Consider the following 17486-nt stretch of genomic DNA (forward strand, 5'->3'; position numbering starts at 1 on the left):
CCCGTGCTTTACAGGCGATTTACAGCTCGCCGAGCCCCTGTGCGACGCCGCCCTCGCCCATCTGCAACAGGCGCAGCGTGTTCGTCGCGCCGTGCTGGCCCATGGTCTCGCCGCTGGTGAAGATCAGGCGATCACCGACCTCGAGCAGATCCGCGTCGTACAGCTGCCGCGCGGCGCGCCGCGCCGCTTCGCGTGCACCAAGGCCGAGCGATTCGAACGGGATCGAGGTGACATCGCGCATCAGCGACATGCGCCGGCGCACGCCCGAATCGCTCGACAATGCAAACACCGGCGACTGCGAGCGGAACCGCGAGAGGTACCGCGGCGTACCGCCGGACTCGGTGATCGCGACGATCGCGCGCACGCCGATGTGTTCGGACAGGAACATCGCGGCCATCGCGATCGCACGATCGGGACGGTCGAGGTTGCGCGGCGCGGCTTCGAAATCGGTGTCGTGCGCGAACGTGCGCTCGGCGCCGAGGCACACGCGCACCATCGCCTCGACGGCCTTAACCGGGTATTTTCCAGCCGCGGTTTCCTGCGACAGCATCACCGCATCGGTGCCGTCGATGACCGAGTTCGCGACATCGAGCACTTCGGCGCGCGTCGGCATCGGGCTGTCGACCATCGACTGCAGCATCTGCGTTGCGGTGATCACGACGCGGCCGCAGGCGGTCGCCTCGCGGATGATCTTCTTCTGCAGGCCCGGCAGCTCCGCATCGCCGATTTCGACGCCGAGATCGCCGCGCGCGACCATCACCACGTCACTTGCCTCGATGATCTCGGTGAGGTTCTCGATCGCTTCGGCGCGTTCGATCTTCGACACGAGGAACGCATCGCTGCCCGCCTCACGTGCGACCTGGCGCGCCTCTTCCATGTCCGCGGCGTTGCGGCAGAACGACACGGCGATGAAGTCCACGCCGATCTGCGCGGCGACGCCGATGAGTTCGCGGTCGCGCTCGGTCAACGCGCCGAGCGACAGGCCCCCGCCGAGCTTGTTCACGCCCTTGCGGTTAGACAGCGCGCCGTCGTTGAGCACGGTGGTCACGATGCGCTCGCCTTCCACGCGCTCGACGCGCAGCTGCATCATGCCGTCATCGAGCAGCAGCGTGTCGCCGGACGTCACGTCGTTGGGCAGGCCGAGGTAGCTCACGCCGACCTCGCGCTCGGTGCCTTCGGGCGCGTCGGCATTGGCAACGAGATCGAAGCGGTCGCCGGCCTTGAGCTGCACGCGGCCGTCGACGAAGCGCTCGATGCGGATCTTCGGGCCCGGCAGGTCGGCGAGGATGCCGACTTCACGCCCCACGCGTTGGGCTGCGGCCCGCAATGCGTTCGCGCGCTCGACCTGGGCGGACGGATCGCCGTGCGAGAAGTTGAGCCGCACGCAGTCGATGCCTGCGGCGAGCAGCTGGTCGAGCACGCCCGGCGCATCGGTGGCCGGGCCGAGCGTGGCAAGGATCTTGGTGCGGCGTTGCTGGGCCTTCATCGGTCACTCCCATGTTCGTGCGGCACGCTAGCACAGCACAATGCGCGCTCCGATTGCATACGTTTTCCTACACATGCACGCGACCGCAAGCGACACCGCAGCAAACGAACTGCCCGTACTCAACGGTACGCGCCTCCGCCTGCGCGGCATCGAGACAGATGACTTCGATGCGTTCTACGCGCTGCACTCCGATCCGCAGGCAATGCGGTACTGGAGCTTTCCGGCGTGGACCGCGCGCGAGCAGGCACAGGCGTATTTCGAAACCGCGTGCAGCAGCCGCGACCCGGGCCGGATGCTGTGCTGGGCGATGGCCGACATCGCGGACGACGCGCTCATCGGCGCGGCCACATTGTGCGACATCGACCGCGAACAGGGCCGGGCCACGGTGGGCTATGTGCTGAGCCGTGACCGATGGGGGCGTGGCCTGGCGCGCGAGGCGGTGTCACTGATGCTGGTGCATGCATTCGACACGCTGGCACTTCGGCGCGTCGAGGCCGACATCGACCCGCGCAACGAGGCGTCCTGCCGCCTCGTCGAACGGGTCGGCTTTCGTCGTGAGGGCTTGCTGCGTGAACGCTGGCACACCGCGGGCGAGCTGTGCGACACCGTGATGTACGGGCTGCTCGCGCGCGAGTTCGTGCGTGATGCCTGAGTGGCGCTAACGCGGCTTCGCGGCCTTCACGGCACGCGAGATACGCGCGCCGTGAAGCTCAGCGTCAGCGCTCGAACGCCGACACGAGATTGGCGGGCGCCGTGACCAGACGCGACGCGCCCGCCGCCTGCAGCTCGTCCGCATCACCGAAGCCCCACAACACGCCAACGCCGGGCATCGAATGGTGCACGGCGCCCTGCATGTCCATGCGGCGGTCGCCGATCATCACGCACGACGATGCGTCGATGCCGCGCCGCTGCAGCGCTTCCGCGATGAGCTCGGGCTTGTGGCTGAGGCGGCCGTCGATCGTCGCGCCGATCACGTCCTCGAAGCACGCACCGAACGGCAGATGCTCGACGATGCGCCGCGCATGCGGCTCGTTTTTCGCGGTGACGACCATGAGCCGATGCCCGGCCGCATGCAGCGCCTGCACCGCATCGCCGATGCCTGCGTAGATCGTGTGCTCGGTCCAGCCGACGACGTCGTAGCGCTCGCGGTAGAGCTCGACCGCGCGTTCGACGCGCGCCGCATCGTGGAGCCGCGGCGCAAAACTGTCGCGCAGCGGCGGGCCGATCCAACTGCGCAACGTGGCCTCGTCGGGAATCGGCTCGCCGAGCTGCTCGAACGCATGCACCGCGCAGCGTGTGATGCCAAGCGCGGAGTCGATCAGCGTGCCGTCGAGGTCGAACAGCAGCACCGCCGCGCGGATCGGCGCGGCAGTGCGGTCGACGTCTGCACCGCTGCCCTGCGGGGCGGCGCCGGCGTGGCTCACTGGCCGCGCTGCGCGAGCATCGCGACGGCGGGCAGCGTCTTGCCTTCGAGGAACTCGAGGAACGCGCCGCCGCCGGTCGAGATGTAGGACACCTGCTGCTCGATGCCGTACTTGTCGACGGCCGCGAGCGTGTCGCCGCCGCCGGCGATCGAGAACGCGCGGCTCTCGGCGATCGCGCGCGCGAGCGCCTCGGTGCCCTTGCCGAACGCATCGAACTCGAACACGCCGACCGGCCCGTTCCACACCACCGTGCCCGCGTCGCGGATCAGCTGCGCGTACTGCGCGGCGGTCTGCGGGCCGATGTCGAGGATCATGTCGTCGGCGCCGACCTGATCGACCGGCTTCACCGTCGCCGGCGCATCGGCCTTGAACTCGGGCGCGACGACGACGTCGACCGGCACCGGGATATCGGCGCCGCGCGCCTTCGCGTCGGCCATGATCTGCTTCGCGGTGTCGAGCAGATCGCGCTCGACGAGGGACTTGCCGACGTCGTGCCCCATCGCGGCGATGAACGTGTTTGCGATGCCGCCGCCGACGATGAGCTGGTCGACCTTGCTGACGAGCGAGGACAGCAGCTCGAGCTTCGTCGACACCTTGCTGCCGGCGACGATCGCGAGCAGCGGGCGCGCCGGGGTTTCGAGGGCCCTCGCGAGCGCGTCGAGCTCGGCCATCAGCAGCGGGCCGCCGCAGGCGATCTTCGCGTGCTTCGCGACGCCGTGCGTCGAGGCCTGCGCGCGGTGCGCGGTGCCGAACGCGTCCATGACGAACACGTCGCACAGGTCCGCATAGGCCTTCGCGAGCGTGTCGTCGTCCTTGCCCTCGCCGACGTTCATGCGGCAGTTCTCGAGCAGCGCGATCTCGCCCGGCTTTACTTCGACGCCGCCGACCCAGTCGCGCACGAGCGGCACGTCGACGCCGAGCAGTTCGGACAGGCGCTTGGCCACCGGCTCGAGGGAATCCTCGGCGCTGAACACGCCCTCCTTCGGGCGGCCCAGGTGCGACATCACCATGACCGCCGCGCCCTTTTCGAGCGCGAGCCGCAACGTCGGCAGCGCGGCCTGGATGCGCTGTTCGGACGTGATGCGGGCATCGCCGGCCTCGCTGCGATCGATGGGCACGTTGAGATCCTCGCGGATCAGCACGCGCTTTCCGGCGAGGTCGAGGTCGGTCATGCGGACGATGGTCATGGAGTCTCCTGGAAGAGAAAAACGCGCGGGCAGCGCGCGAAGCCGGCCATTGTCACGGTGGCCGGACGTGAAGAAAACCTCGCCACAGGAACGCAAGGCGGCCCGCGTGCAGGCCGCGCCGGTCAGGGCTTGGGCGGCGGCGTGCGCAGTACGGAGACGGCCAGGGCGATCACGAGCAGCGCCCCGGCGATCAACGCGGCCCACAGCAACCACGTTGTCCAGTCGCGCTCGGGCTCGAGGGCGTTCTGGCCTGCGCGGACGGACGGCGCGCCGAGCGTCGCGGCAGGCGGCGACCACTCGGCACCGTGCCGCTCGCGCAGTGCCGCAAGAACGGGCGCCACTGGCGCGTCGGCGCGGCGCGTGCGCGCGCTGCCCGCGACGAGCGCGTACGGCCCGCTGCCCTGCGCGAGAAACACCAGGGTCTCTGGCGCGTAGCCGAGGCGCAGTGCCGGCGCCTGCGCCACCTGGCGATCGGCCGTGAGCCGCCAGTGGCGGTCGCGCACGGTTGCGTCGAGCACACGCGGCGGGGAATGGCTGCGTTCGCCTGCGTCGTCGAGTTGGAAGGCCAGCCAAGGCGCTGCGCGCGTCCGCCACGGTGCATCGCCGGACTCTCGGCTCTCCAGATGCCAGCGCACGGCAGTGTTGGCGTCCATCGCTACGGCGGCCCAGCGGATCGGGTAGCGGCCGTCGAGTTCGAACTCGAACTGTGAGCCCGCACCTTCCACGCGACGGACGGCGCCAGGCGCAAGCGCCCGCCACTGCGCATCGGGTGCCGCGCGCGCAACCGGGATCACCGCATGCACTGCCGTGATCGGGACGATGCGGTCCGCATGCTCCGGTGTGAGCCGCAGGTAGCGCCACGACGAGGGCGACTGCAGCGCGATGCGCCGCTGCAGCAGGCGCTCGGCGTCGCGCTGCAGGTCGACGAGGCGACCCTGCGCCGGCACCGGGTGCCATGTGTCGAGATCGTCGCTGCCCTCGACGCGGTAGCCGACGTCGAGCGCGCCACTCGACTGCCACTGCAGGTCGAGCGCAGTGACGGGACCGCGCGCGGTGCGCGCGTCGACGAGCAGCGCGGTGCGCGGCGCTTCGCCGGAACCGGCGGCGACGCTGCGGGCTTCGATCTCCTGCAGCGCGCCGTCCGGCCCTGCCCGGCCGATCACGGCCCAGTCGCGCGCGCCGGCACCGTCGGGCGACGGCAAACGGAACCACGGCAGCGGAACGAGACGTGGCGCGCGCCGGGCGGGACGCGCGGGCGCGAGCACGGCGGCCGGCACCGCCGCGCCGTCGCGGTCGAGCACGTCGAGGTCACCCAGATCAGCGCGCTGCACGGTCCGGTACACGTCCGCTTCAAGCACGATGCGATGCGCGGCCGCGTCCGGGCGCGCCAGCTGCACCGGCCACTGCAGGCGATAGTCCGCGGCTCCGGCCAACGCGACCAGCGGCGCGAGCACCAACCCAAACGCGAGCCGCCTCACGCGGGGGCGCCTTGCAGCGACGCGGACTCGCGGCGCGGCGGCGCCGGCGCGAAATAACCGACGGCCGTGCACAGCAGTCCGTACGCAATGAACGAGCCGATGCCGAGCAGGTTGCCGAGGTGGGTCCGGTCGACGAGCACGAGCTTCGCGAGCACCACCGCCATGAGCACGGCGCCCGCAAGCCACAGTCTCCGCTCCCCGCGGCGCGCACCTCCGACCCATGCGAGCACGCCGAGCAGGCTCCACACCACGGTGAGGCTCGTCTGCACGAGGCCGGAGCCGAACATGGCGCTCCCCCACGGCACGCCACCCCAGTGGTGCGTCGCGCGCAGCACGATGACGCTGAGCAGCGCGAACCCGGCAAGGCCCAGCAGCTCCGCACGACGCTCGCGCCACGGGCCCGGCAGTGCGTCGCCGCGCAGGGCGGCCACGACGATCGCGAGCGCCGCCAGTTGCGCGAGGTCGAGCGGGTTGAGCACGGCGATCCACGGCAACGGCGCACTGTCGCCGGAGAGCCGCAGCGCATGGAGCCAGCCGATCGCGAGCACCGCGAGCAGCCCCCTGAGCAGCGGGGCGCGCCACGCGTCGAAATGACGCGCGAGCGGGAATGCGACGATCGCGGGCCGCCACAGCACCAGCGTCGCCGCAACAAGCCACGGCAGGCCGACCAGGGCCCACGCCCACCCGTCGCCGATCCGGGGCGTGGACGCGACATGCGCGAGCGACAGGGTCGCCGCGAGCGCCCAGGCGACCGTCCAGGCCGAGTGCGCGGCCGCGACCGCGGGCAGCGAGCCGGACGCGCCGCGGTCGACCGCGATGCCGAGCGACTGCAGGGCCCGCAGCGAGAGCGCGGCGAACAGCGCCCACGCGAGCGGCCCATAACCGCGGAGCGGATGCACGTGCGCGCCCGTCTGCGCGACCGCGAGCAGCACCGCCGCCACGAGGCCGCCGGCGACGGTCCACGCCAGCGCGCGCGCCGGCGCGCGCCGGTGCCACTCGCCCGCGAGCGCGGCCGTGACGGCCGCCAGGGCGAGCAGTGCATCGGGACGCGCCTCGGACACGACGAAACGCGAGATTTCGCCGACCGCGCCGCCGATCCACCACGCGAGACCCCAGAGGTAGTACGGCAGTGCACGCGGGCCGACATCGGCGCGGCGGTAGCTCCATGCCGACGCGAAGCCGGCGATCGCGATCAGCAGCGCGCCGATGAACGCGGGGTTCGCGACGGGCACGGCGCCGCGCGCATCCGCGACCGCAAACGCGACAGCCGCGGCCGCCTGCAGCAACAGGCCCGACACCTGGGGCAACCGGCGCTGCTGGCGCAGGCCCAGCCAGACGAGCGCCGCGCCTTCGAGCGCGAAGATGCTGGCGGTCGCATGCGCCGACAGCGCGAGCGGCACGGCGAGCGTCGCAAAACCCACCGCGAGCACGGCGTACGGCGCAGCCAGGGCGGACAGGTGACCACGGCGTTGCAGCAGTGCGGCGAGCCCGGCATAGAGCGCACCGAGGCCGAGCGCGCACGCGGCGAGCGGCATGCGCGCGCCGTCGAGCAGGCCGGCCTCCAACGAGAACGCGACCAGCGGCGTGCCGAACACGAGGCCGCCGTCGACCAGATCGCGGCGGCCCGGCGCGCGGCGTCGCGCGTACAGGATCGGAACGAGCAGGTAGAACACGAAGAACACGGCGAGGAACGGCTGGGTCGTCACGAATTGCTCGGGTCGGTACTGCAGAACGCCCCAGACCGTGCCGATGCCGAACGTGAAGGCGAATCCGAGCACGTTGAGCACGCGCCACGCACGACGCCACGCGATCGCGAGGATCCCCGCATTGAGCACGAGGTAATAGCCGAACAGCGCGACATGGTTGCCCTGCCCGGTCGACAGCCAGATCGGCGCGAGAAAGCCCGCGAGCACACCGAAGACCGCGAGCGCGATCGCGTCCTGCCTGACGGCCAGCACGCCCAGCCCCGCGACGAGCACCACGCTGAGCCCGAAGGCGACGCCCGCCGGTATCAGTGCGTAGAGCTTGAACGCCGCGAAGACGACCATGAGCAGCACGCCGATCGCACCGCCCTGCACTGCGAGCCCGAAGCCCCGGCGCTTGTGCCGCTCCCGCCAGCCGAACGCGAGCGCCGCGCTCGCCGCAAACGCGATGCCCGCGAGGCGCAACTGGATCGGCGTGTCGAGCCAGCCTTGGTCGGACGCGTGCTTGAGCAGCGCGGCCACGCCTGCGAACAGCACGAGGACGCCCACCTTGACCGGCACGTTGCCTTCGGTGAGCCAGCGCCGCACCGCGCGTGCGGCGAGTTCCAGCGGGTTCGGGCGGCGTGGCGATGGGGGTTGGGTCGACCCCGGCGCGGGCGGCGCGGCGGGAGCCGGCCCGCGCGGCATCGGGGGCGGCGACAGCGGGGGCGCACCTTCCGGCCGCGCCGTCGCCTCCGGTGCGGATTGCTCCGGCGCGAGACTGCGCGCCGCGAACACGGTGTCGGCGATGTGGTCGGGGTCGGGCGCGGCGGCGCCGGCAGGCGGCACTTGCACCGTCGCCTGCGGAACCGGCGTCGGCGCCGCGGCGCGCGCTCCGGCCGTTCCGCGCTCGACGCCCGCCGTCGCCGACTGTGATTGCAGCCGCTCCACCTGCGATTCGAGCGTCGACACGCGCGCACGCAACGTCGAGATCATCGACAGCGCCACGACGACCGCCACCGGCACCGCGAGCATCAGCAACGCGGCCAGCAAGATGAGACCTTCCATTGTCTTCCCCGTTCCTGCTCCCCGCAGGCGCGCAGCGTAACCCGTGCCGGCGTCGCAAGCGCCGGTCCTCGCCCGCCCAGGGCGACCCGCATTGCGGTCCGGCGGGTGCCGCGCAAGCCAGGCCTCGGCGTCCGCACAACGAACGGGCAATCCCCACATATGGCGTTGACGGGCCCCGCAACCCACCGTATGTTGTGCCCGTCGGTGCCGGCCGCGAGGCCGGCTTAAAAGGGAAGTCCGGTGCGGATCGACGATCCAAAGCCGGCGCTGCCCCGCAGCGGTATGGGAAACGAAAGCGGTCATGGCACTGGGCAGCGATGTCTGGGAAGCGACCGCCGGTAGGTCAGGCGAACCCCTCGCCCACGTCCCGAGCCCGAAGACCTGCCGACAGCCGCGCGAAGCACACCGCGCGGTGACCGGCCTGCGTGTCCTCGGGGGAGGACGGCCGGTGTCGCACGCGGCGCTCCGGCGTCGTGCAGGCCGCGCTGCGCGCGGTCGCGGCACCCGCGTTTCCTCCAGACACAGCGCCCGCGGGGGCGTGGCCGTGCGACGGGCGCGTTGCGCCTGCGCATGCGCGCCTCCGTGCGCCGGCTCTCGAGGGAGGGCCGGCGACCCGTGCGTCCTGCACTGGAGTTCGCCATGACCGCACCGTCCACCGCCGTCGCCGAAGCCGCGACCGCCGCCTCCTCTCCACTGCCCACGCCGGCCGATCCGCCCGGCTTCGTGCTGACGCCGCCCGCGGCCAGCGTGTCGATGACCGTCACCAAGCGCAGCGGCCGGCGCGAGACCGTCGATCTCAACAAGATCGTTCGCGCGGTGACGCGCTGCTGCGACGGTCTGCACGCGGTCGACCCGATGCGCGTGGCCACGCGCACGATCTCCGGCCTCTACGACGGCGCGAGCACGCGCGAGCTCGACGAGCTGTCGATCCGCACCGCCGCGCTGCTGACCGCGGAGGAGCCCGAGTACGGCCGCCTCGCCGCGCACTTGCTCGCGAACGTGATCGGCAAGGAGGTCGAAGGCCAGGAGATCCACGCGTTCTCGCAATCAGTCCAGCGCGGGCACGAGCTCGGGCTCATCAACGCGCGCTTGCTCGGCTTCGTGCAGGCACATGCGCGCAAGCTCAACGATGCAATCGACCTGTCGCTCGACCGCCGCTTCGATTACTTCGGCCTGCGCACGCTCTACGACCGCTACCTGCTGCGCCACCCGACCGCGCGCACCGTGATCGAAACGCCGCAGCAGTTCTTCATGCGCATCGCCTGCGCGCTGAGCACGGACGTGACCGACGCGCTCGCGCTGTACCGGCGCATGGCGCAGCTCGACTACCTGCCGAGCTCGCCGACCTTGTTCAACGCCGGCACCTCGCACGAGCAGCTCTCGAGCTGCTTCCTGCTCGATTCGCCCGACGACTCGCTCGAGGGCATCTACAAGCGCTACACCGACATCGCCAAGCTCAGCAAGTTCAGCGGCGGCATCGGCGTGAGCTGGACGCGCGTGCGCTCGCAGGGCGCATTGATCCGCTCCACGAACGGGCTGAGCAACGGCATCGTGCCGTGGCTCAAGACGCTCGATGCGTCCGTTGCGGCGGTCAACCAGGGCGGCAAGCGCAAGGGCGCGGCCTGCGTGTACCTCGAGCCCTGGCACGCCGACGTCGAGGCCTTCCTCGAGCTGCGCGACAACACCGGCGACGAGGCGCGCCGCACGTATCACCTGAACCTCGCGAACTGGATCCCCGACGAATTCATGCGCCGCGTCGAGGCCGACGGCCCGTGGTCGCTGTTCGACCCGGCGCGCGTGCCGCAGCTGACCGACCTGTGGGGCGAGGCGTTCGACGCGGCCTACCGCGCGGCCGAAGCGGCCGGGCTCGCGACGAAGACCGTCAAGGCACGCGATCTGTACGCGCGGATGATGCGCACGCTTGCGCAGACGGGCAACGGCTGGATGAACTTCAAGGACAAGGCGAACCGCGCCTGCAACCAGACGCTGCGCGAAGGCCACGTCGTGCACCTGTCGAACCTGTGCACCGAGATCCTCGAGGTGACCTCGCAGGACGAGACCGCAGTGTGCAACCTCGGCTCGGTCAATCTCGCCCATCACGTCGACGACGCCGACGGCCGCATCACCTTCGATTTCGACAAGCTCGCCGAGACCGTGCGCCTCGCGGTGCGTCAGCTCGACCGCGTGATCGACCTCAACTTCTATCCGATCGAAACCGCGCGCCGCGCGAACCTGCGCTGGCGCCCGGTCGGGCTCGGCGTGATGGGCCTGCAGGACGTGTTCTTCCGCATGCGCCTACCGTTCGACTCGGACGCGGCGCGCGCGCTGTCGCGCGAGATCGCCGAGGCGATCTATTACCACGCGCTGTCGGCCTCGAACGAACTCGCGCTCGAGCACGGTCCGCACCCGGGCTTCGACGACACGCGCGCCGCGCACGGCGAGCTGCAGTTCGACGCCTGGGGCATCGTGCCGGCCGACACTGCGCGCTGGGGCGCGCTGCGCGGCCGCATCCGCGCGCACGGCCTGCGCAATTCGCTGCTCGTCGCGATCGCGCCGACCGCGACGATCGCCTCGATCGCCGGCTGCTACGAATGCATCGAGCCGCAGGTGAGCAACCTGTTCAAGCGCGAGACGCTCTCAGGCGACTTCCTCGTCGTGAATCGACACCTCGTCGACGAGCTCAAGACGCTCGGCCTGTGGACGGCGTCGATGCGCGACCGCATCAAGCTTGCCGAAGGCTCGGTGCAAGGCATCGACGAGATCCCCGACACGCTGCGGCAGGTCTACCGCACCGCCTGGGAATTGCCGATGCGTTCGCTCATCGACATGGCCGCCGACCGCGGCGCGTTCATCGACCAGAGCCAGTCGCTGAACCTTTTCATCGAGACGCCAACGATCGGCGCGATGAGCTCGATGTACATGTACGCGTGGAAAAGAGGGCTGAAAACGACGTATTACCTGCGCTCTCGCCCGGCCACGCGCATCGCGAAGGCGACGATCGGTGCCGCGCCCTCGCCCGCCGCGGCAATCGCCTGCTCACTCGAGAACCCCGAATCCTGCGAGGCCTGCCAGTGAGCACACCGCACCTGCTCGACCCGGGCTTCAACCTCACGCTGCGCCCGATGCGCTATCCGCGCTTCTACGAGATGTACCGGGAGGCGATCCGCAACACCTGGACCGTGGAGGAAGTCGATTTCTCGATCGACGTCGCCGACCTCGCGCACAAGCTCGGCCCGGCCGAGCGCCACCTCGTCGAGCGGCTCGTTGCGTTCTTCGCGACCGGCGACTCGATCGTCGCGAACAACCTCGTGCTCAACCTCTACCAGCACATCAACGCGCCCGAAGCGCGCATGTACCTCTCGCGCCAGCTCTACGAGGAAGCGCTGCACGTGCAGTTCTACCTCACCCTGCTCGACACCTACCTGCCCGACCCGGCCGCGCGGGCGAAGGCGTTCGATGCCATCGAAAACATCCCGTCGATCCGCGCGAAGGCGGACTTCTGCTTCCGCTGGATGGACTCGATCGACGGGCTCGACCGGCTCGACGATGCATCGCATCGCCGGCAGTTCCTGCTCAACCTGATCTGCTTCGCGTGCTGCATCGAAGGGCTGTTCTTCTTCGCCGCGTTCGCCTACGTGTACTACCTCCGCTCGCGCGGGCTGCTGCACGGGCTCGCCGCCGGCACGAGCTGGGTGTTCCGCGACGAGAGCGGGCACATGGCGTTCGCGTTCGAGGTGATCCGCACGGTGCGCGCCGAGGAGCCCGCTCTGTTCGATGCCACGCTGGCGCGCGACGTAGTGCGCATGCTCGAAGAAGCGGTCGAGTGCGAGATGGCGTTCGCGCAGGACGTGCTCTCCGGCGGTGTCGCCGGGCTGTCGCCGACGGACATGCGCGCCTACCTGCAGTACACGGCCGACCAGCGCCTCGCGCAGCTCGGCATGCCAAAGCACTTTGGCGCTAGCAACCCGTTCGCGTTCATGGACCTGCAGGACGTGCAGGAGGTGACGAACTTCTTCGAGCGGCGCGTGTCCGCGTACCAGGTCGGCGTGCAGGGCGAGGTCGCGTTCGATGCCGCATTCTGAGCTCTCGTCGAACCGGCCGCCCGAAGCGACGATGACCGAGATGGTGTTCCCTGACCACACCAACCACCTCGGCACGTTGTTCGGCGGGCAGGCTCTGGCGTGGATGGACAAGGCCGCGTTCATCGCGGCCACGCGGCATGCGCGTCGCGTGGTCGTCACCGCGCGCTCGGATCGCGTCGATTTCCACACCGCGGTGCCGGCCGGTGCGCTGGTGCGGCTCACGGCGCGCGTCGTCGCAACGGGGCGCAGTTCGATGCAGGTCGACGTCGAGATGCACGCCGAGGACCCGCTGCGAGGCGACTGCACGCTCGCCACGCGCGGGTGCTTCACGATGGTCGCGCTCGACGGCGACGGACGGCCCACCGCGGTGCCGCCGCTCGACGTCGAGACGTCGCAGGAGGCACGCGAAGGACCAGCGCGAGCATAGTCTCCGGATGCCGGGGCATGGACCGCCCCGTCACGGCACGCTTGGTCTAGTGCGGCCTTCCCGCTCGACCCCGCACTCCATGCGACTTGCTGTAACCCAGGACGTCATCACCTCCGAGGATCTCGAGCACGGCTCCCGCCGGCTCATGTTCGACGCCGCATTCGCGACCATCGTGGGCACGCTCAACAGCGGCGTCGTGCTCGTCGCCTATGCGCTCATGCTCGGTGCGTCGTCGACGGTGATCGGCATCCTTGCGGCGATTCCGTTCCTCACGCAGCTGCTGCAGGCCCCTGCGGTGCTGCTGATCGAACGGATCCGCTCGCGCCGACTGGTGTCGATCATCGCGCTGTTCGCCGCGCGGCTTGCCCTGCCACTGATGGCCGTGCTCGGGTTCATCGAGAGCAAGACGCTTGCGCTGACGTTGCTCGTGGTTGCCGAGACCGTGCACTGCGCGTTCAATGCCGTCGGCGCCTGCGGCTGGAACTCGTGGATCCGCGACCTGATCCCCGAGGAACGCATGGGCGCGTTCTTCGCGCGGCGCACGATCTGGGCCACGATGCTGGGCATCGTCGGCACCGGCCTTGCCGCAGGGGCGCTGCACTTTGCCGACCCGGTCGGCGGCGGCGGCAGTCCGATGGCGTTCGCGATCCTGTACTTGATCGGCTTCGTCTCCAGCCTGTTCAGCACCTGGCAGCTTGCCAAGGTGCCCGAGCCGTCGATGCCGGCGCCAGTGCCCGGCCGCCGGCTGCGCAACCTGTTCGCGCAGCCGTTCAAGGACAAGGACTTCGTTAGTCTCATGCGGTTCTTCGCGTCGTGGAACTTCGCGGTGAATCTCGCCGCACCGTTCTTCACGGTGTTCATGATCAAGCAGCTCGGCTACTCGGCCGGCTTCGTGCTCATGATGAGCATCGTCAGCCAGCTCGCGAACATCGTCGTGCTGCGGGTCTGGGGCCAGCTTTCGGACCGCTTCACGAACAAGACCGTGCTGACGTTCGCCTCGCCTGCATTCATCGCCTGCATCGCCGCGATGGCGCTGGCCGGCGAGATCGGCGACCGCGCCTGGACGACCGCCTACCTCACCGTGCTGCACGTGCTCATGGGCATGACCTCGGCCGGCGTGGCGCTCGCATCGAGCGCGATCGGACTCAAGCTTGCACCGCGCGGCGCCGCCAGCGCGTATCTCGCGACCAATGCGCTGATCACGTCGCTGGCCGCCGGCATCGCGCCGCTGCTCGGCGGGTCGGTCGCCGCGTTCTTCGAGCGCCGCCAGTTGAGCCTGAATCTCGAATGGCGCGCGCCCGACGGCACGCTCGAGCTGATCGGCCTGTCGATCGGCTGGTGGCAGTTCTTCTTCCTCGGCTCGGCGCTGCTCGGCCTGTATTCGCTGCATCGGCTCTCGCTCGTGCGCGAGGAAGGCGAGGTGCCGCGGCGCGAGATGGTGCAGCACGTGCTCAACGTCGCGCGGCGCGGCGTGCGCAATGCGTCCACCGTGGCCGGACTCCGTGCAGCGGTCGCGTTCCCGGGCGGGCGCATCATCCAGGAGCGCCGGCAGGTGCGTACGCGTGCCGAGGGTGATGACCGACGCGAGCAACGCAGCGAGCGGCGCAGCGGCGACCGTCGTGAACACGACGGGGACCGTCGCGAACCGCGAGCCGCCTAGCGGCAGGCGCGTATCGCGTGGCGCCAACGAAAAAGCCCCGCAGATGCGGGGCTTTCTTTCATGCGAGACCCGACAGCCTTACTTCGCTGCGACGACCTTCGCCATCTCGAGGCACTTGTTCGAGTAGCCCCACTCGTTGTCGTACCAGCTCACGAGCTTCACGAACGTCGGGTCGAGCGCGATGCCGGCCTCGGCGTCGAAGATCGAGGTACGCGTGTCGCCGCGGAAGTCGGTCGCCACGACCTTGTCGGTCGTGTAACCCAGCACGCCCTTGAGCGCGCCTTCGCTCTGCGCCTTCATCTCCGCGCAGATCTCCTCGTACGTCGCCGGCTTCTCGAGCTCGACGGTCAGGTCGACCACGGAGACGTCCGACGTCGGCACGCGGAAGCTCATGCCGGTGAGCTTCTTGTTGAGCTCGGGGATCACGACGCCCACGGCCTTCGCCGCGCCCGTGCTCGACGGGATGATGTTCTCGAGGATGCCGCGGCCGCCGCGCCAGTCCTTGTTCGACGGGCCATCGACGGTCTTCTGCGTCGCGGTCGCCGCGTGCACGGTCGTCATCAGGCCGCGCTTGATGCCCCACTTGTCGTTGAGCACCTTCGCGATCGGCGCAAGGCAGTTCGTGGTGCACGACGCGTTCGAGACAATCGCCTCGCCGTTGTACTTCTCGTGGTTCACGCCGTACACGAACATCGGCGTGTCGTCCTTCGACGGGGCCGAGAGGATCACCTTCTTCGCGCCGGCATCGAGGTGCTTCTGCGCGGTGGTCTTGTCGAGGAACAGGCCCGTCGACTCGATGACGACGTCGGCGCCGACCTCGCCCCACTTCAGATTGGCCGGGTCACGCTCCTGCGTGAGGCGGATGCGCTTGCCATTGACGACCAGCTGGCCGTCCTCGACCGACACGTCGCCGTCGAAGCGGCCATGCACCGAGTCGTAGCGCAGCATGTAGGCGAGGTAGTCGGGTTCGAGCAGGTCGTTGATTGCGACGATCTCGATCTCGCCGCCGAAGTTCTGCACGGCTGAACGCAGCACGTTGCGGCCGATGCGGCCGAAGCCGTTGATACCCACCTTGATCGCCATGACAACTCCTGGACACGGAAAGTCGGCCATTTTAGCCGACCCGGCGCGTCGGCACGGCGTTATGCCGCTCCAGGGGCACGGCGCCGCCCGACGCAGGGGGGGGGGGGGGGGGGGGCGGCGGAGCCGAGCGTGCGCGGCCATGCGCTTTCAGCGGCTGCCGGCAGCCCCCCACTTCCGGCACGGCCGGCGGTCATGTTCGACCGATATGATGCATGGATGAATCGATATCTCGCCCCGTTCGCCGCCCTCGTCCTGGTCGCCGCGTCCACGCCTGCCCTGGCCTGGAGCGCGCTCGGCCACCGCCTCGTCGGCGAACTCGCCGAGCGCCAGCTCTCGCCGGAGGCGAAGGCCGAGGTCGCGCGCCTGCTCGCGGGCGAGAAGGAACCCACGCTCGCGGGGGTGTCGACCTGGGCCGACGAGCTGCGTTCGAGCAGCCCCGAAGCGTTCAAGCGCACGGCGCCCTGGCATTACGTGAAGCTCTCGGAAGGCACCTGCCGGTTCGAGCGCGCGCGCGAGTGCAAGGACGGCGACTGCGTGATCGGCGCGATCGAGGCGCAGCGCGACATCCTGGCCGACGCCGCGCAGCCGCTCGAAGCGCGCCGCGACGCACTGAAGTTCCTCGTGCATTTCGTCGGCGACGTGCACCAGCCGATGCACGCGAACCACCGCGACGACAAGGGCGGCAACGACTACCAGATCAGCCTGCGCACGCCGCTCCAGCCGGAGGAATACGCGCGCAAGCATTACGCCGACGGCGTGATGGGCACGAACCTGCATTCGATCTGGGACTACTACCTGCTCGCCTCGCGCGGCCTGGACTTCGACGCGTACGCCGACCGGCTCGCGACGCCATGGCCGCCGAAGAAGACGCCGATCGGCGCGCCGGCAGCGTGGGCGACCGAATCGTGCGGGTATGTCGAGGCGCAGAAGATCTACCCGAAGTCGCACAAGCTCGATCACCGCTACCTCGACGCAAAGCGTCCGCTCGCGGAGCAGCGCGTGCGCCAGGGTGCGCACCGGCTCGCGACGCTGCTCAACGAGTCGCTCGCCCGCTGATCGCGGCGCGCGCCACCCCGCCGGACGCATGAGCAGGCCCGGGGCGGCGGGATGATCGACGCGGCCTGGCTGCTTGCGGCGGCGTTCGTGATCGTCGCCGCGCTGTACTCGTCGGTCGGCCACGCCGGCGCGAGCGGCTATATCGCCGCGATGGCGTTGATCGGCTTTGCGCCCGAGCAGGTGCGCCCGACCGCGCTCGCACTGAATCTGCTCGTCGGCGCGATCGGCCTGGTGCGGTTTGCGCGCGCCGGCCACGTTCGCTGGCGCAACATCGCGCCGTTCGTGCTCGCTTCGGCGCCGGCGGCGTACTTCGCCGCCCGCGTGAAGCTGCCGTCCGACAGCTACTCCCTGCTGCTCGGCCTCGTGTTGCTGGTTGCCGCGATCGGCGTGTTCCGGCAGGCCGGCCGCGCCGAGCGCGAGGATGCGGAAGCGACGGGCCGGCGCGTGCCGTGGTCGATCGGCCTGCTCGTCGGCGGCATGATCGGCGTGCTCAGCGGGTTGACCGGCACCGGCGGCGCAATCTTCCTCACGCCGCTGCTCTTGTTCGCGCACTGGATGCCGACGCGCGAGGCGAGCGGCACCTCGGTCGCGTTCGTGTGGATCAACTCGCTGACCGCACTGGCCGGCCTGCTGCAATCGAGCGGGACGCTGCCGACGGCGTTGCCGCTGTGGCTCGGCGCCGTCGCAGTCGGCGCGTTGCTCGGCACGCAGCTCGGACTGAAGTGGTTGCCCGTGCCCACGCTGCGCCGCGCGCTGGGCGTCGTACTGCTGATCGCCGCGGGCAAGCTGCTGTTCGCCTGATCACGCGGTCGATCGCTGCGCCTCGAACCGGCAGCCGACGCGACCCTGAAAA

The 17486-nt window shown here is 70.1% G+C and carries 13 protein-coding genes and 1 riboswitch; of the genes, 7 read left to right on the forward strand and 6 right to left on the reverse strand.

The window, feature by feature from the left end; translation table 11 throughout:
* Nucleotides 1–19: 19 nt before the first annotated feature.
* Complete coding sequence (pyk, locus tag IE075_RS11545) at nucleotides 20–1486, reverse strand: pyruvate kinase (RefSeq protein WP_189456729.1); 1467 nt, start codon at nucleotides 1484–1486, stop codon at nucleotides 20–22.
* Nucleotides 1487–1559: 73 nt separating this feature from the next.
* Here pyk and IE075_RS11550 point away from each other — a divergent pair, with 73 nt between their 5' ends.
* Nucleotides 1560–2138 (forward strand): GNAT family N-acetyltransferase, encoded by a 579-nt coding sequence (locus IE075_RS11550; protein ID WP_189456731.1) that lies wholly within the window; start codon nucleotides 1560–1562, stop codon nucleotides 2136–2138.
* 64 nt (nucleotides 2139–2202) lie between these two features.
* On the opposite strand, the gene IE075_RS11555 is transcribed toward IE075_RS11550, so the two are convergent.
* The 4 genes from IE075_RS11555 to IE075_RS11570 all read right to left on the reverse strand — a co-directional run bounded on the left by IE075_RS11555 (nucleotide 2203) and on the right by IE075_RS11570 (nucleotide 8325).
* Nucleotides 2203–2847, reverse strand: coding sequence for an HAD hydrolase-like protein (locus IE075_RS11555; RefSeq protein WP_189457220.1), 645 nt, complete (start codon nucleotides 2845–2847; stop codon nucleotides 2203–2205).
* A 59-nt stretch (nucleotides 2848–2906) separates the two neighbouring features.
* On the reverse strand, nucleotides 2907–4097 hold the full coding sequence (locus tag IE075_RS11560) for a phosphoglycerate kinase (protein WP_189456733.1): 1191 nt from the start codon (nucleotides 4095–4097) through the stop codon (nucleotides 2907–2909).
* Between the two features lie 122 nt (nucleotides 4098–4219).
* On the reverse strand, nucleotides 4220–5575 hold the full coding sequence (locus IE075_RS11565) for a DUF3999 family protein (RefSeq protein ID WP_189456735.1): 1356 nt from the start codon (nucleotides 5573–5575) through the stop codon (nucleotides 4220–4222).
* Nucleotides 5572–8325 (reverse strand): DUF2339 domain-containing protein, encoded by a 2754-nt coding sequence (locus tag IE075_RS11570; RefSeq protein WP_189456737.1) that lies wholly within the window; start codon nucleotides 8323–8325, stop codon nucleotides 5572–5574. The genes IE075_RS11565 and IE075_RS11570 overlap by 4 nt, the downstream gene beginning before the upstream one ends.
* A 185-nt stretch (nucleotides 8326–8510) precedes the next feature.
* Nucleotides 8511–8728: riboswitch (cobalamin riboswitch) on the forward strand.
* Nucleotides 8729–9078: 350 nt separating this feature from the next.
* Between IE075_RS11570 and IE075_RS11575 the strand changes: the two genes are divergently transcribed.
* From IE075_RS11575 to IE075_RS11590, 4 genes are all read left to right on the forward strand, one after another.
* Complete coding sequence (locus IE075_RS11575) at nucleotides 9079–11400, forward strand: ribonucleoside-diphosphate reductase subunit alpha (RefSeq protein ID WP_229792520.1); 2322 nt, start codon at nucleotides 9079–9081, stop codon at nucleotides 11398–11400.
* Between the two features lie 47 nt (nucleotides 11401–11447).
* Complete coding sequence (locus tag IE075_RS11580; protein ID WP_189457222.1) at nucleotides 11448–12407, forward strand: ribonucleotide-diphosphate reductase subunit beta; 960 nt, start codon at nucleotides 11448–11450, stop codon at nucleotides 12405–12407.
* The gene (locus tag IE075_RS11585; RefSeq protein ID WP_189456741.1) at nucleotides 12394–12834 is read left to right on the forward strand and encodes an acyl-CoA thioesterase; all 441 of its coding nucleotides are present in this window, start codon (nucleotides 12394–12396) and stop codon (nucleotides 12832–12834) included. Before IE075_RS11580 ends, IE075_RS11585 begins: the two co-directional genes overlap by 14 nt.
* 79 nt (nucleotides 12835–12913) lie before the next feature.
* Nucleotides 12914–14494, forward strand: coding sequence for an MFS transporter (locus IE075_RS11590; RefSeq protein ID WP_189456742.1), 1581 nt, complete (start codon nucleotides 12914–12916; stop codon nucleotides 14492–14494).
* Between the two features lie 78 nt (nucleotides 14495–14572).
* On the opposite strand, the gene gap is transcribed toward IE075_RS11590, so the two are convergent.
* Nucleotides 14573–15577 carry a type I glyceraldehyde-3-phosphate dehydrogenase gene (gap, locus tag IE075_RS11595; protein ID WP_189456744.1) on the reverse strand — a complete coding sequence of 335 codons (1005 nt, stop codon included), beginning with the start codon at nucleotides 15575–15577 and terminating at the stop codon, nucleotides 14573–14575.
* 216 nt (nucleotides 15578–15793) lie between these two features.
* On the opposite strand from gap, the gene IE075_RS11600 reads away from it, so the two are divergent.
* Together IE075_RS11600 and IE075_RS11605 are read left to right on the forward strand one after the other, a co-directional pair.
* Nucleotides 15794–16633 (forward strand): S1/P1 nuclease, encoded by an 840-nt coding sequence (locus IE075_RS11600; RefSeq protein ID WP_229792488.1) that lies wholly within the window; start codon nucleotides 15794–15796, stop codon nucleotides 16631–16633.
* 51 nt (nucleotides 16634–16684) lie between these two features.
* Entirely contained in the window at nucleotides 16685–17434 is a 750-nt protein-coding gene (locus IE075_RS11605; protein WP_189456746.1) for a sulfite exporter TauE/SafE family protein, read from the forward strand.
* Nucleotides 17435–17486: the final 52 nt, after the last annotated feature.

The sequence above is a fragment of the Cognatilysobacter bugurensis genome (assembly GCF_014652095.1).
Classification (GTDB): domain Bacteria; phylum Pseudomonadota; class Gammaproteobacteria; order Xanthomonadales; family Xanthomonadaceae; genus Cognatilysobacter; species Cognatilysobacter bugurensis.

What these genes read in the sequence shown, in the direction of transcription:
- IE075_RS11575 (WP_229792520.1), top strand. Translation starts at nt 9,079, where the DNA reads ATGACCGTCACCAAGCGCAGCGGCCGGCGCGAGACCGTCGATCTCAAC.
- IE075_RS11550 (WP_189456731.1), top strand. Translation starts at nt 1,560, where the DNA reads ATGCACGCGACCGCAAGCGACACCGCAGCAAACGAACTGCCCGTACTC.
- gap (WP_189456744.1), bottom strand. Translation starts at nt 15,577, where the DNA reads ATGGCGATCAAGGTGGGTATCAACGGCTTCGGCCGCATCGGCCGCAAC.
- IE075_RS11580 (WP_189457222.1), top strand. Translation starts at nt 11,448, where the DNA reads ATGCGCTATCCGCGCTTCTACGAGATGTACCGGGAGGCGATCCGCAAC.
- IE075_RS11560 (WP_189456733.1), bottom strand. Translation starts at nt 4,097, where the DNA reads ATGACCATCGTCCGCATGACCGACCTCGACCTCGCCGGAAAGCGCGTG.
- IE075_RS11605 (WP_189456746.1), top strand. Translation starts at nt 16,685, where the DNA reads ATGATCGACGCGGCCTGGCTGCTTGCGGCGGCGTTCGTGATCGTCGCC.
- IE075_RS11600 (WP_229792488.1), top strand. Translation starts at nt 15,794, where the DNA reads ATGAATCGATATCTCGCCCCGTTCGCCGCCCTCGTCCTGGTCGCCGCG.
- IE075_RS11585 (WP_189456741.1), top strand. Translation starts at nt 12,394, where the DNA reads ATGCCGCATTCTGAGCTCTCGTCGAACCGGCCGCCCGAAGCGACGATG.
- IE075_RS11570 (WP_189456737.1), bottom strand. Translation starts at nt 8,325, where the DNA reads ATGGAAGGTCTCATCTTGCTGGCCGCGTTGCTGATGCTCGCGGTGCCG.
- pyk (WP_189456729.1), bottom strand. Translation starts at nt 1,486, where the DNA reads ATGAAGGCCCAGCAACGCCGCACCAAGATCCTTGCCACGCTCGGCCCG.
- IE075_RS11590 (WP_189456742.1), top strand. Translation starts at nt 12,914, where the DNA reads ATGCGACTTGCTGTAACCCAGGACGTCATCACCTCCGAGGATCTCGAG.